This is a genomic window from Roseivivax halodurans JCM 10272 (genome assembly GCF_000521785.1).
In the GTDB taxonomy this organism is placed as follows: domain Bacteria; phylum Pseudomonadota; class Alphaproteobacteria; order Rhodobacterales; family Rhodobacteraceae; genus Roseivivax; species Roseivivax halodurans.
In genome coordinates this window covers 49,417-63,819 of the sequence record NZ_JALZ01000012.1, presented here as the reverse complement: position 1 = coordinate 63,819, position 14,403 = coordinate 49,417, and the positions used below count along the sequence as shown (strand labels likewise).

Genomic DNA, 14,403 nt, shown 5'->3' with positions numbered 1-14,403 from the left:
TTCGAAATCACCGCGCGCGCATAACGTTTTCGCGCGCGCGAGCGATCACTCGGCCGCCTGCACGCGCCAGCCGCCGCCGTAATTCTCGCGCGCCTCCCGGCTGTAGGGCGTCGGCGACACGCGCACCCGGATGTCGGCCTGGCGGTGCTTCTCGGTCGAGGTCTTCTGCGTGTCGTCGGGCTCGCCCCAGCGCAGCGTGAGAACGTCGCCGATCTCGACGCTCTGGTCCACGACCCCCAGCGACAGCACGCAGCGCTCGTTGAAGCTGTAGCCGTTGAACATCGACATGCCGACCATCCTGTCGTCGCCGTTCAGGATCATGTCCGCCGAGGACGAGGCGTAGTTCGGCTGCGGGAAGTCGATCCACTTGTAGGGCACGCCGTCCTCGAAGCCGCTCGCGAGCACCTTCAGCACGTCCTCCTTGTTCCACTCGAAGGTGACCTTCTTGCGGTTGCCGGGGGCGTCCTTCATCTTTTCCAGCGCCGCCTTGCCGACGAAATCGTCCTTCTTCCAGCCGATGTAGAAGCCGTAGCCGAGCTCGAACGGATTGACGTAGTAATCCTCGATGTTGCCGGACACGAAGCTGCCGCCGATCGTGCCGTTGGCCTCGTAGCTGTCCGCCCCGAGCCAGTCGCGATACTCGGCGAGCATCCCGTCGCCGGTATAGATGCCTGGCAGAGGCGAGGGGATCCAGCCCGACTCGAGCGTGTTGGTCGAATAGGCGCGGCTGCCGACCTGGTGCAGCTCGACGCCGAGATCGCGGGCCGCCTGCAGGATCGTCGATTCGATGTAATGCTTGTCGGCGTAGGGCCCCCAGATCTCGAGACCCGGCGCGCCCGCCATGCCGTGGCGCAGCGCCTGCACCCGGCGGCTGCCGACATTGATCTCATCGACGTGGAAGAACTTCACCTCCGGCACCGGGCCGCCGTTGATCTTCTCGAAGATCTTCGGCGCGTCGGGGCCCTGGATCTGGTAGCGGTAATGCGTGCGCAGCACCCGCTCCCCGTCGGGCCGCGAGGGCGAGCGCGGATCGTGGTGCAGCCGCACCTTCCACTTGCCGATCGCGGCCTGGAACTTGGTCCAGTTGGCGGTGGGCGCGCGGCCGACGAGGATGAACTTGTCGTCCCGCTCGCGGAAGATGATCATGTCGCCGACCACGTGCCCGTTCGGCGTCACCGGCACGAAGTGCTTGGCGCGGTTCGTGTCGAAATTGGCGAAGCCGTTGATTCCCACATGGGACAGGAACGCTTCGGCATCCGGGCCCTCGACGATCAGCTCGTCCATGTGGTGCGACTGGTCGTAGAGCACCGCGGACTCGCGCCACGCGCGCTGCTCGTCCCGCCAGTTGGTGAATTCCGGCGCCACCACCGGATAGACGTAGACGCCCATGCGGCTGTTGCGCAGCATCTCCACCGGGTTCGGGTGGTCCTTCATCACGTCGCTGAGGCTTGGCATGTCCTGATCTCCTCCCGTTTCTCAGGTCTCATCCGGCCACGAGCGCGAGGCCCGGGACACGGTCCGCGAGGCTCGGCTGCTCGTGCATCACGTATTCGAGGTTCGCGCGGGCCAGCCGCGCATGTTCCCGCGCGAGCGCCTCCGCCCGGGCGCCCTCGCGGTCCCGCACCGCCTCGTAGATCCGGCGGTGCTGATGCTGCGCGCGCCCGAGGCTCACGCGGAAATCCGGGATCAGCTCCTGTCCCTGCAGGAACGCCACCGGCGAGGCGGCGGGCAGGCGCGAAGCGCGCTCGACCTCGCGCGCCACGATGGGCGATCCGGCGAGGCGGGCAAGCAGGTCGTGGAACTCCTCGTTGAGGCGCACATAGGCCCGGAAATCGAAGCGGGCGGGATCGACCGCCCGGTCGAGCGCGTCCAGCACCTGCTCCATCCGATCCGCGATCTCGGGCACCGCGCCGCGCTCGGCGGCCAGCCGCGCCGCCGTGCCCTCGAGCACGCCGCGCAGCTCGATCGCATCAACGAGATCGGCCATGGTGAAGCGCGCGACCCGGCACCCGCCGGTGTCGATCCGCTCCAGCAGCCCCTCGTCGACGAGACGGTCCATGGCCTGACGCACCGGGGTCCGCGACAGGTCGAGCCGCTCGGCCAGCGCCGTTTCGGTCAGGCGCTCCCCCGCGGGAAGCGAGCCGTCTATGATCAGGGACCGGGCCTCGATCAGCGCCCGGGTGAACTGTGCCTTGCGACCCTGCTTCGACATCGCGCGAAGCCCTCCTCCATGAGTCGCAGTGGAAGATAATTGTATACAGAAAGAGGTCAAGCCTCAGGCTGAACGCCCCCTATATGGCGCGTGAGGGGCGGTAATGTATACAGAATGTCCCCCGGTTCGAACCGGGAGCCGATGCACCCAATACCGACTGGCGCCCCGTCGCCTCAGCCAAAGACGTGTCCGTCCATCAGCTTGCGGGCGGTGCGCAGGATTGCGGTGCGGGTCACGGTTTCGCCGTTCATGGTCGCGATCACGGTCATCTCGCCGGTCGGGTGCTCGATCGAGAGCGACTTCTCCGCGCCCCCTTGCAGGGTGGCGACCTCGGAGGCCGGGCCTTCGGGCAGGAGCGCCGCGGTCGCCACGCTCACCGCGCCGAGGACACCGATCGCCTTGTGGCACCGGTGCGGGATGAACGTCCGGGTCGAGAGCGCACCGCCGTTCCGCGGCGGCGACACCATCGACATCTTCGGCACCGACGTCTCGCTGACGTCCCCGAGGGTCATCATCCGCCCCGCGACGAGCCGGATCGCCTCGAGCCTCGCCCGCAAGTCCTTTTCCGCCTCGAGCGCCGCGGGATCCTCGTCCCCCGAGATCCCCAGCGCGTCGGCACGCATCACCACGCAGGGCATGCCGTTGTCGATGAGCGTGCACGCGACGCCCTCGATCTCGTCCACCGCGTTCCCCGTCGGCAGGAGCGCTCCGCAGCTCGATCCGGCCGTGTCCTCGAAGGCGAGCGGGATCGCCGCCGCCGTGCCCGGCACGCCGTCGATCCGCGCCTCGCCCGCGTAGGACACCTTTCGCCCGGGCGTCGCCACCCGCGCCTCGGCGACCTGGCCGGTGTTCTCCATGTGGATCCGCACCGGGGTCTCGCCGTCCCGCGCCTCGACGAGACCGCGCTCGATCGCGAAGGGCCCGATTCCGGCGAGGATGTTGCCGCAATTCTGCGCGTCGGTGACGATGGCCCGGTCGACATAGACCTGCAGGAAGAGGTAATCGACGTCGATGCCCGGGCGCTCCGACCGCGCCACCACCGCGACCTTCGAGGTCAGCGGATCGGCCCCGCCCATCCCGTCGATCTGCCGCGCATCCGGAGAGCCCATGACGCGCAGCAGGAACCCGTCGCGGTCCTCGGGCAGATCCTCGGCGAGGAAGTAGCCGCCCTTCGACGTGCCCCCGCGCATCCACATCGCGCGCACGCCCTCAGACATATCTGAGGCCCTTCTCGGCCAGCCGCTCGCGCATCCCGTAAAGGTCGAGCCCGAGCTCGCCCGATGCGAGACGCGCCCGCTTCTCCTCCTCGTTCGCGATCCGCGCCTCGGCCTTCTCGAGGACCCCGGCCGCCTCCTCGCGGGCGACCACGCAGACCCCGTCGTCGTCCGCCACGATCACGTCGCCCGGGCGCAGATACGCGCCGGCGCAGACGATCGGCACGTTCACCGATCCCACCGTCTCCTTGACTGTCCCTTGCGCGTGCACGGCCTTGGACCAGACCGGAAAGCCCATCCGGGTGAGGTCCGCGACGTCGCGCACGCCCGCGTCGATCACCAGCCCCCGGCAGCCGCGCGCCAGGGCGGACGTGGCGAGGAGGTCGCCGAAATACCCGTCGTCGCAGGGCGAGGTGGGCGCGAGCACGAGGATGTCGCCCTCGCGCAGCTGCTCGATGGCGACGTGCAGCATCCAGTTGTCGCCCGGCGGCGCGCTGATCGTCACGGCGGACGCCCCGACCGACGCGCCCGCATGGATCGGCGTCATGTGCGGCGCCATCAGCCCGCGCCGCCCCTGCGCCTCGTGCACCGTCGCGACGCCGCAGGCGCCGAGCCGCCGGACGACCTCGGCATCGGCCCGCTCGATGTGCTGAACCACGACCCCGCCCATCAGAGGTCGTCCACGGTGCGGGGAAAGACCGACTGGAACCCCTCGGCATGGGTCGCGGCGCGTCCGCCCGCCTGGCCGCCCGAGTTGCGGCGGAAATGGTTGCCGCGGTTCTCGGCGACGTTGGTGTAGTAGTCCCAGAGATGCTGCTGACCGGCCATGCATTCGATCGCCGCACGCTTGCGCTCCCAGACCTCCGAGATGTCGAGGAAGACGTCGGGCTTCCATCCCATCTGCTCGGTCTGGTGCGGCTCGAAGAGGTAGACCTGCGGCGCCCCGAGAACCTTCTGCCCGGGATTGTGCCCCCAGGCCTGCGCGATCATCCGGCACTCGAGCGTGACCTCGCAGGCATACATGTGGTCGGTGTTGTAGGGATCGTATTTCGAATGGGTGAGGATGAAGGACGGCTGCACCTCGCGGATCACGTCCACCAGCCGGTCCTTCGCCGCGCGGTCCATCTCGAGGGGATAGTCGCCCAGATCGAAGAAGCGGATGTCATGCGCCCCGAGCGCGGCGGCGGCGCTCCGGGCCTCCTCCTCGCGGGCGGCCTTCACCTTGTCCAGTGTCATGCCGTCCTGCTTCCAGAGCTTGGCGCTTTCGCCGCGCTCGCCGTAGCTGAGGCACACGATGGTCACGTCCCCCCCCGCGACTGGTGCAGCGCGATCGCCCCGCCGCAGCGCCACACGAAGTCGGCCGAATGCGCGCTCACCACCAGAGCTGTCTTGTTTCCCACGATGTCTCCTCCCTCTTGGCTGCCGTCCCGCGGACTGGCTCGTCTCGACCCAAGGATGGGCCGATGTCACGTCGAGGCCAATGGCGACGTGCTGTGCGAGCTTCGGTTCCGGGTCAAACGGGTGCATCGGCGGTTCCGGCCCCGCTCACCGTGCTTTGACGATTGACGCCGCGTCGCAAGTGGCAGCAAGTGCGGCTATGACCCGTGCGCCGCTCTTCACCCCGCTTCTCGCCACCGGCTGCCTGATCATTCTCGTCAGCTTCGCCGTCCGGGCGAGCTTCGGCGTGTTCCAGATCCCGATTGCCGAGGAATTCGGCTGGTTGCGGGCGGAGTTCAGTCTCGCGATCGCCATCCAGAACCTGGCATGGGGCATCGGACAACCCATTTTCGGCGCGCTTGCCGAGAAGATCGGCGATCGCCGCGCCATCGTCATCGGCGCGATCACCTATGCCGCCGGGCTGGTTCTGTCCTCCTTCGCCGTCACGCCCGAGGCCCACCAGATGTACGAGATCTTGGTCGGCTTCGGCATAGCCGGTACCGGCTTCGGCGTGATCCTTGCGGTGGTCGGCCGAGCGTCGAGCGATGCGAACCGGTCAATGAGCCTCGCCATCGCCACCGCCGCCGGCAGCGGGGGGCAGGTTGTCGGCCCACCCGTGGCGGAGGCGCTCCTCGCCGCCATGCCCTGGCAATCGGTCTTCCTCGTCTTCGCGGCGTCGGTTCTGGCGCTGATCCTGCTCCTGCCTTTCATGCGTGCCCCGGCGCCGGCAGGCAGGGCGGAGCTCAAGGAGAGTATGGGCGAAATCCTCGGCCGCGCGGCGCGCGATCCCAGTTTCGCCCTGATCTTCCTCGGATTCTTTTCCTGCGGGTATCAGCTCGCGTTCATCACGGCGCATTTTCCCGCGTTCATCGCCGAACTCTGCGGCCCGATCGCCACCGGCAGCCTGCTCCACGGGATGGGCATCACCACCACGACGGCGCTTGGCGCGGTCGCCATCGCCGTGATCGGGCTGACCAATATCGCCGGCACCATCATGGCGGGCTGGCTCGGCAACCGGTTCCAGAAGAAGTACCTGCTGGCGGCGATTTATACCGGCCGCACCATTGCCGCGGCGATATTCATCTCGCTGCCGATAACGCCAACGACGGTGCTGGTCTTCTCCGTCGTGATGGGCGCGCTCTGGCTGGCCACGGTGCCGCTGACAAGTGGCCTGATCGCGCATCTCTACGGGCTGCGATATATGGGAACCCTCTACGGGATCGTCTTCTTCAGCCACCAGCTCGGCGGCTTCCTGGGGGTGTACCTGGGCGGCTGGCTCTACGACGTCACCGGGGGATATACGCTCGTCTGGTGGATCGGCGTCGGCGTCGGAGCCTTGAGTGCGCTGGTTCACTTGCCGGTCCGCGAACGTCCGGCCGCGCTGCCTGCAGTCCCCGTCTAGAGCCTCCGAAGCCCGGCGGGGCAGAGGACCGCAACGGTCCGTATTGTCCGAGCCCATCCCTGAGGATCCGCACTCCCTGGCGAGATCGTATGCCTTTCGCGATCCTCGCCTTATTCGGCGGCGATCGCTGCGGCTCGGTCATCCCTCCCGGATGGCGATGCGCACTGGCGCGTCGATGGCCTTTGGCCAGATCAGCTCGCCAGGGGCGGCGGCCTCGAGCTCGTTCGCCGTGACGCCGGGTTCGAGCGCGACGGCGACCGACAATGTCTCCTCCCCATGTTCGCGCGAGAACGCGCAGATGCGATTGTCGGTCTCGCGTGGGGTATAGCTGCCGTCGAGAAAGAGCTCGGGGCGCGCGCGCCGCAGATGCAGGAGCGACCGCGTCAGGTCGAACTTGGCGCGGTCGAGCGGGCGAGCCAGTCGCGACACATCCGACAGCGCGCCATCCAGTGCGGCGAAATCCACGGGCCGGCGGTTGTCCGGATCGGTCAGGGAATAATTGGCGATCTCGCAGCCCTGGTAGATGTCGCACACGCCCGGCACGGTCAGTTTGAGGGAGCATTGCGCCAGGGACAGCCGGTCGGCGATTTCGAGGATCGGCCGGGCCGCCTCGGGATGCGGCAGAAGGCGGTCCACGAGCCTGCTTGCATACTCCCGGGCCGAGGCTTCGAGGGTCTCGTTCGGTGCGGTCCAGTAGGTCTCCGTCTTGGCCTCGCGCAGCGCCTTCTCGACATGTGTATGAAGCCGCGCCTCGATGTCGCTGTCCGTGCTGTCGAGCGCGAGGAGGGTCTGTGCCAGATACCAGCGCAGGTTCGGGTGCAGATCGTCGCTGGCCAGTTCGTCGCAAAGCCGGAACAATTCGGCGAAGGCGTCCGGCGCATGGCTGGCCGCCGCGATCCGCATACGCGCATCCTCGGACCGCTTGGTGTCGTGCGAGGTGGTGAGCGTCAGCGCGTGCGGCATGCGCGCCGCGCGGCGGAGCATGGCGCGGTGGAAGCCGGCGGGCCCGAACGGATCGTCGTCGGGCTCCCCGCCAACCTCGTTGGTCGAGAGAAGGCGCACCTCCCGGTAGAACGCCGTGTCTTCCTGGCTCTTGGCGACGGCCGCGCCGGTGACCTGCTGGAAACGCAGGCGGAAGCGCGCGGTCTCGGCATCCGGCCGCGTCAGGATATCGGTCAGCAGCGGCACCGCGCCCGGGGCGGGAAGACGGGAGGCGGCGAGCGAACCGGCGCGACGCACCAGCGCGGCATCCTCCTCCGAGACGGTGCGCGCGGTCATGTAGGTTCGGTAGCGGGGGAAGGCCGCGATCATCTCGATCAGCGCCTCGCGCAGACGTTCGGGCCCGAATTCGACGCCGACGGGATCGGCAGCCGCAATCTCGGCGAACATCATGTTGAGGGCCCAGAGCTCCGCGGACAGGTCCTCGGTCATGATCTGCCGCTTCGCGCCCGCAAGCACGTCTTCGGCGGGGTCCGTCCGGCCCGTGGCCGCGCGGTAGTCGCTGTCGATCCGGTCGAGCCCGTCCGCGTCCGTCAGCAGCCGGCCGAAGGCGCGCGCGGCCACATAGCCGGTGGTGCCCTCGATGGGCCAGTCGGGCGGCAGCTGCTCGGGCCCTGTCAGGATCTTCTCCGCCCAGATGGGCGTATCCGGCAGACGCGCCCGAAGGCGGGCGAGATACTGCGCCGGGTCGAGCAGCCCGTCGATATGGTCGAGCCGGACGCCCTGCACGATGCCGGCCTCCACGAGCTCGAAGAGGAGCGCGTGGCTGTCCTCGAAGACTTGCTCCTCCTCCACGCGCAGACCGATGAGCCCGGTCACGTTAAAGAAACGCCGATGCGCGATTGCATCGGCTTCCGTCCGCCAATGGACCAGCCGCCAGGGCTGCTCGGCATGCAGCGCGCGGATGGCGTCCCTGTCTCCAGAACGCGCGGCGGCGAGGCCGGGCGTGTCGGCGAGCGGGATCCTGAGCCCGCCGGTATCGAGCGCAGGGCCGTCCTCCTCGTCCACCACGGTAAAGCCGTCCTCCGCCAGATGCGTCTCGAAGGGGGCTGGCAGCCAAGGCAGGCGCAGCCTCTGCGACCAGTCGATGTCGAAGTGACGGGCGTAGCGGCTGTCGGTGCCCCAGCGCATGACGTCGCGCAGCCATGGCGCCTCGGGCGAGAAGGCCATGTGGTTCGGCACGATGTCGAGCACGAGCCCCAGCCCCTCGGCCCGCAGGGCGCGCGACAGCCTCTCGAGCCCCTCGCGGCCGCCAATCTCCGGTTCAACCTCGGTCGGGTCGGTCACGTCGTAGCCGTGGGTCGATCCCGGCGCCGCGGTGAAAAGCGGCGAGGCGTAAAGATGGCTCACGCCCAGGTTGCGCAGATAGGGCGCAATGCCCGCGGCGCGGTCGAAATCCATCCCCTCGCGGAACTGAAGCCTGTAGCAGGCGGTGGGCAGCTCCATCATGTCCTCTCTTTCGGGGCGGGGCGTGGCCGCTCCTCGCGCATCAGCGCGGTCACTCTGGCAAAGACGGGATGCGCCGGGAGCGCGTCGAGATCGACGGGGCAGCGTGGGCGCCAATTGGGATATTCGTCGGTCGTGCCCGGCAGGTTCGTCGGTGCCTCAGGGCCCACGAGATCGGCAAGCCGAACCCCGGTCAGAAGACAGGGCGTCCGGGCGATGAAGCGGTGCGCGGCGTCGAGCACGGCGTCGGGCAGGGTGCCCGAATGGATGTCGGCTGCGCCTTCGAGCCCCGCGTCCCTGCGCAGCTTCGAGACGAGGTCGGCGCGTTCCTCGGCGCGGTGAGCGGCATCCGCCGCCGATCGCTCTGGGCCGACCATGCCGTATTCCCGGCGGAGCTCCACGTCCTCACCGCGCCACCAGCCTGCCAGAACCGGCAGATCGTGGGTCGAGAGGCAGGCGAGCGCCTTGACCGGATACTCCGCCGCGGAGACAAAGCCGCGCTCGGTCTGCTCGAAATAGAGGATCCGGTACGAGAGGATGTTCGCCTCGGCCATCGCGTCCCGGAACCCTGCCGGCACGAAGCCGAGATCCTCGCCGATGACGAGGGCCTCGTGCTCCCGCGATAGCCGGGAGAGCGTGCGCAGCATGTCGGGAAAGGGAAAGCGGAGATGGGTTCCGCGGGCCGGGCTTTCGCCTTCGGGTACCAGAAAGAGCTGCCACAGCGCCATCGCATGATCGATCCGCAACGCGCCTGCATCGTGGAGCTGCGCCGCGATCATCTCGGCGAAGGGGGCGAAATCCTGCGATTCCAGCGCGACCGGCGAGGGGGCCGAGAGACCCCAGACCTGACCTTCGGTCGCAAACATGTCTGGCGGCGCGCCGATGGCGAGACCGGGCAGTTCCGCGGCGGCGCCCGACCAGGTCGAGGAGCCGTCGGGCGCTTCGCCCACCGCGACGTCGAGATAGAGCCCGATCCGCATGCCCGCATCGAGCGCGGCCTCCTGCGCCTCCCGCAGTTGCAGTCTCGCGATCCACTGGAGCCAGAGATGGAACGCAACGTCCTGCGCCAGCCGCTCGGCCATCTCGGCCACCTGCGGGCTGTTGGGATCCCGCATCTCCTCGGGCCAGTCGCGCCAACCGGCACCGTGACCCTCGGCGGCCATGCGGGACGAGATCGCCTCGAAGAGCGCGTGCAGCCTCAGGGGAGTGCCCCCCTCGGCGCAGAAGGTTTCGAAGTCCTTCGCGTGCGCGCCGGCGGGTGGCTGCGCGTCGAACGCCGCGCGGAGGGCGCGCAGCTTGACCTCGGCGACGGCGGGATAGTCGACGAGATCGCCGGACCGCAGGGCGCGGGCCTCTTCGGTGTTTTGGGCCCCCGGGACGCGGTCCGGGGCGATGTAGAGCGGGTTCAGAAAGCGGCGGTTCGACGGAAAGAACGGGCTGCGCCGGTCAGGATCGGCAAGAAAGAGCGCGTGCACGGGATTGATGCCCAGAAAGTCTGCGCCTGCCGTGGCGCAGATCCGGGCGAGCTCGGCGAGATCCGCAAAATCGCCGATGCCCCAGTTCCGGGCCGAGCGCAGCTCGTAGAGCTGGCAGAAGATGCCCCAGGCCGGCGCGTCGGACAGCTCCCCGGGAAGATGGCATCGAGCCTCCTCGGGCACCGTCATCCGCTCGGGTGCGGGATGCCCCTCGGGCTCAGCCTCGGGATCGACGTGCAGCCCCTCTAGGATGAGCCGCTTGGTCTCGTCCGGGACGGGCCTCATGGGGCCACCCTCGGGATCGTCGTATGCGAGGGTCAGGCCGTGATGGCGCGAGATGCGGTCGAGTGGGCTCGTCATGATGCCTCCCGAAGCCAGTGTTGCACACTGTGCGGCGCGCCGAGCCCGCCGATGCTGTGGATCTCCGTGCCCTCGGGCGCGGGCAGATCGCAGGGGGTCTCCGAGAGGTTCGCGCGAAGCTGCAGCACAGCGCCGCCGAGCTGCCAGTCCACCGCGAGCGCGCCGTCACGGACCAAAAGGACACGGCCGGCATGCCCTCTCGCGCCGCCGAGAAGGGGTACGATGCGCTCGGACCTGATCTGCAGCAGGCGCCGTGTCAGATCGAGCCGGGCACGCCCTTCCGGCGTCTCGCGGCGGCTGCGGTCGAGTGTCGAGGCGAGAAAGGTGGCGCGGTCGATCGGGTCGGGTACCTGGCTCGTATCGCCCGAGGCGAAGGCGGCGAAGTCCGCGAATTCGCGGCGCCGCCCCTCGGTCACAGCCCGGCCGAGTTCTCCCTCGAAATCGGTAAAGAAGCAGAAGGGGCGCGTCTCGCCGTATTCGTCACCCATGAACATGAGCGGGATGTGCGGCGACAGCAGCAGGATGGCGGTCATCGCCTCCATCATGCTCTCGGAGGTCAGCGCCGAGAGCCGTTCTCCGAAGGCGCGGTTGCCGATCTGATCGTGGTTCTGCAGGAAGTCGACGAAGGCTGCGGGCGGCAGATGGCCCGAGGGCTCGCCCCGCTGCGCTCCCTCAAGGGTCGCCTCGCCTTGATAGGCGAAGCCCTCGGCCAGGGACCTCGCGAGGAGGTCCCAATGGCCGCGCGCGAAATCGCCGTAATAGCCTTCGGTCTCGCCGGTGGCGCAGACATGGGCGGCGTTGTGGAAATCGTCGTTCCATTCCGCCGTGAAGAGAGGCACCGATCCGTCCTCGGTGCGCCAGTGAAGATGCGTGACGTTGCGGTTGTCCTCGGTTGTCAGATGGATCGGGCGGTCGGTGACGCGGGCGCGGATCTCCCGAGCGATCTCGACCAGGAGTTCGGGGTCCGATGCGTCCCGGATCTGGTCCACCGCGTCAAGCCGAAGCCCGTCGAGGCCGAACGCCTCGAGCCAGTAGATGGCGTTCTCGATGAAGAACCGCCGAACCGGTAGCCGGGCGTAGTCGATCCCGGCGCCCCAGGGCGTATGTCGGTCCTCGTCGAAGAACGAGGGCGCGTAGGCGTGAAGGTAATTCCCGTCCGGGCCGAAGTGGTTGTAGACCACGTCGAGCAGCACCATCATCCCGAGCCTGTGCGCCGCCTCGACGAGGGCCCGCAGATCGTCGGGGCTGCCATAGGCGGGGTGGGGTGCGTAGGTCAGGACGCCGTCGTAGCCCCAGCCGCGGCTTCCCGGAAAATGCGCAACCGGCATCAGTTCGATCGCCGTGACGCCGAGATCCTTCAGCGGCGCAAGGTGTTCGATGGCTCCCTGGAAGGTCCCCTGGTCGGAGAACGTCCCGACATGCAACTCGTAGATCACTGCCTCTTCCCAGGGGCGGCCGGGCCATGTCGCCACCTTTGGCGCGGCGGTGACCAGCGAAGGGCCGTGCACGTCGCTCTCTTGCCGGCGCGACGCCGGGTCGGGCACCACCATGCCGTCCGGCAGAACAAAGTTGTAGGGCGTGCCTTCCGGGGCTTCGGTTTCGAACTCGAACCAGCCGTCGCCGGCGGCCGACATGGGAACGTCACCCGCGGGCAGGCGAAGGCCGAGCGTGTCGATCCCGGGCGCCCAAAGGCGGAACCGCGTCCGCGTGCCGTCCAACGGCACAGCACCCCAGGCGGGAAGGTCACTCATTCTCGAGCTCCGCGGAGGAGAAGGTTTCCAAAAGGATCAGCGACCGCGCGGGCAGGGCGATCTCGCCGCCGTCGACAACGCTCCCGTTCCAGGGATCCGCGACGCCCTCGGCGGTATGGACGAGACAGGTCCAGCGCCGCGAGGCGTCCCCCGGAAGCCGGAACGCCCGGTCCTCGTGACCTGCATTCATCGCCATCAGCACAAATGTCTCGGTCTCGTGAAGCAGAAGGCCCAAGGCGCGCCGGCTCTCGTCTTCCCAGTCCTCCGGCTGCATCTCGCCCCCCGAGGGTTTGAGCCATCTGGCGTAGCGACGCTCGCGGGGGTCGGCGCCCTCATGCAGGAACCGGTCGGCGCGGAAGAGGCCGCGCGAGGTGCGGATCTCGATCAGCGACCGGGTGAAGGTCTCGAAGGCCATGTCCCGTTCGGAGGGCTCCCAATCCAGCCAGTTGATCGGGCCCGGCTGGCAATAGGTGTTGTTGTTGCCGTCCTGAGTGCGGCCGCGCTCGTCCCCCATGAGGATCATGGGAGTGCCTTGGGTCAGCAGCTGTGTTGCCATCAGGTTGCGCCGCTGCCGGTCTCGGAGCGCGATGATCTCGGGATCGTCGGTCGGCCCCTCGACGCCGCAGTTCCAGCTCAGGTTGTGGCCGTGGCCATCCTGATTGTTCTCGCCGTTGGCCTCGTTGTGCTTCTCGTTGTAGCTGACGAGGTCCATCAGCGTGAAGCCGTCATGGGCGGTCACGAAGTTGACGCTCGCCCAGGGCCGGCGGCCGTTGTGCTGGAAGATGTCCGCCGATCCCATCAGGCGCGCACCCATCTCGGGTGCCATGCCGGGATCGCCCTTCCAGAAGGCGCGCGCGGTGTCGCGGTACCGGTCGTTCCACTCCGCCCAGCCCGGGGGGAAATTGCCCACCTGATAGCCGCCGGGGCCGGTGTCCCAGGGCTCGGCGATGAGCTTGACGGTCGAGAGGATGGGATCCTGCCGCACCGCCTCGAGAAACACGGCGTGCTCGAAATAGGTGTCGCGGTCGCGTCCGAGCGTCGTCGCGAGGTCGAACCGGAAGCCGTCCACGTGGCATTCCTGAACCCAGTAGCGCAGCGAATCCATCACCATCTGCAGCACGCGGCTTTGCCTCAGGTTCAGCGAGTTGCCGGTGCCCGTCGTGTCGAAGTAGTAACGCGGATCGTCCGCTAGAATGTAGTAGCTGGCGTTGTCGATGCCGCGGAAGCTGAGCGTCGGCCCGAGTTCCGAGCCCTCGGCCGTGTGGTTGTAGACGACGTCGAGGATGACCTCGATGCCGGCCTCGTGCAGGCGCCGGACCATCAGCTTGAATTCGTGCAGCCCGCCCTGATCGGTGAGGTAGCGCGGAGCAGGGGCGAAGAACCCCAGCGTGTTGTAGCCCCACCAGTTTGCGAGGCGATTCTCGACGAGATGGCGGTCGTCGTAGAAGGCCTGCACCGGCAGAAGCTCGAGCGAGGTGACGCCGAGTTTCACGAGATGCTCGATCACGCGCGGATCTGCGAGGCCCTCGAACGTGCCACGCAGATGCGGCTCGATATCCTCGCGACCGGCGGTCATGCCGCCGACATGCGCCTCGTAGACGATGGTGCGGCCCCAGGGCACGTCGGGCCGGACGTCTCCGCCCCAGGTATGGGCCGGGTCCACGACAACGCATTTGGGCATGACGAATGCGCTGTCGCGCCGGTCGAAGCTGAGATCGCCCTTCTCGTGCCCGACCTTGTAGCCGAAGACCGCATCGTGCCAGCGCAGATTGCCGTGATGCTGGAGCGCGTATGGGTCGAGCAGCAGTTTGTTGGGATTGAACCGATGCCCCTCCTCCGGCGCGTAGGGCCCGTGGACACGGTAGCCGTAGAGCTGTCCGGGACGCACCTCGGGAAGGTAGCCGTGCCAGACCTGGTGGGTGAACTCCGGCAACTCTACCCGTTCGACCTCGCGCTTCCCGCGGCTGTCGAAGAGGCAGAGCTCGACCTTCGTGGCGTTGGCCGAATAGATGGCGAAATTGGTGCCCGAACCGTCCCAGTGGGCACCGAGAGGTACGTCCGAGCCCGACTGAAGCCGGTACCCGGTGAGCGTGGCGGGAGCGTCCAT

10 protein-coding genes are annotated in these 14,403 nt (G+C 68.2%); 1 reads left to right on the top strand and 9 read right to left on the bottom strand.

The features are described 5' to 3' along the window. Positions 1-45: 45 nt before the first annotated feature. The 5 genes from ligM to OCH239_RS12400 all read right to left on the bottom strand — a co-directional run bounded on the left by ligM (position 46) and on the right by OCH239_RS12400 (position 4,728). Positions 46-1,455 (bottom strand): vanillate/3-O-methylgallate O-demethylase, encoded by a 1,410-nt coding sequence (gene ligM, locus OCH239_RS12420; protein ID WP_051489452.1) that lies wholly within the window; start codon positions 1,453-1,455, stop codon positions 46-48. Between the two features lie 28 nt (positions 1,456-1,483). After that, a complete protein-coding gene (locus OCH239_RS12415) occupies positions 1,484-2,212 on the bottom strand; it encodes a GntR family transcriptional regulator (protein WP_037263079.1) in 729 nt (242 codons plus the stop codon). A gap of 173 nt (positions 2,213-2,385) precedes the next feature. After that, a complete protein-coding gene (locus tag OCH239_RS12410) occupies positions 2,386-3,429 on the bottom strand; it encodes a 4-oxalomesaconate tautomerase (RefSeq protein ID WP_037263077.1) in 1,044 nt (347 codons plus the stop codon). Further along, positions 3,422-4,096, bottom strand: coding sequence for a 4-carboxy-4-hydroxy-2-oxoadipate aldolase/oxaloacetate decarboxylase (locus OCH239_RS12405; protein WP_037263076.1), 675 nt, complete (start codon positions 4,094-4,096; stop codon positions 3,422-3,424). Before OCH239_RS12405 ends, OCH239_RS12410 begins: the two co-directional genes overlap by 8 nt. Next, on the bottom strand, positions 4,096-4,728 hold the full coding sequence (locus OCH239_RS12400) for a PIG-L deacetylase family protein (RefSeq protein ID WP_280110949.1): 633 nt from the start codon (positions 4,726-4,728) through the stop codon (positions 4,096-4,098). The genes OCH239_RS12405 and OCH239_RS12400 overlap by 1 nt, the downstream gene beginning before the upstream one ends. Before the next feature lie 295 nt (positions 4,729-5,023). Here OCH239_RS12400 and OCH239_RS12395 point away from each other — a divergent pair, with 295 nt between their 5' ends. Beyond that, on the top strand, positions 5,024-6,265 hold the full coding sequence (locus OCH239_RS12395; RefSeq protein ID WP_037263074.1) for an MFS transporter: 1,242 nt from the start codon (positions 5,024-5,026) through the stop codon (positions 6,263-6,265). 138 nt (positions 6,266-6,403) lie between these two features. Here the strand turns inward: OCH239_RS12395 and treY are convergent, their stop codons facing one another. From treY to glgX, 4 genes are read right to left on the bottom strand one after another with little or no spacing between them, the layout of a single operon-like run. Beyond that, complete coding sequence (gene treY / locus OCH239_RS12390; RefSeq protein WP_244430353.1) at positions 6,404-8,713, bottom strand: malto-oligosyltrehalose synthase; 2,310 nt, start codon at positions 8,711-8,713, stop codon at positions 6,404-6,406. Beyond that, positions 8,710-10,545, bottom strand: coding sequence for a 4-alpha-glucanotransferase (gene malQ, locus OCH239_RS12385; RefSeq protein WP_051489451.1), 1,836 nt, complete (start codon positions 10,543-10,545; stop codon positions 8,710-8,712). The genes treY and malQ overlap by 4 nt, the downstream gene beginning before the upstream one ends. Further along, positions 10,542-12,296 carry a malto-oligosyltrehalose trehalohydrolase gene (treZ, locus tag OCH239_RS12380; protein WP_037263068.1) on the bottom strand — a complete coding sequence of 585 codons (1,755 nt, stop codon included), beginning with the start codon at positions 12,294-12,296 and terminating at the stop codon, positions 10,542-10,544. The genes malQ and treZ overlap by 4 nt, the downstream gene beginning before the upstream one ends. Beyond that, positions 12,289-14,403 carry a glycogen debranching protein GlgX gene (gene glgX / locus OCH239_RS12375; RefSeq protein WP_037263065.1) on the bottom strand — a complete coding sequence of 705 codons (2,115 nt, stop codon included), beginning with the start codon at positions 14,401-14,403 and terminating at the stop codon, positions 12,289-12,291. The genes treZ and glgX overlap by 8 nt, the downstream gene beginning before the upstream one ends.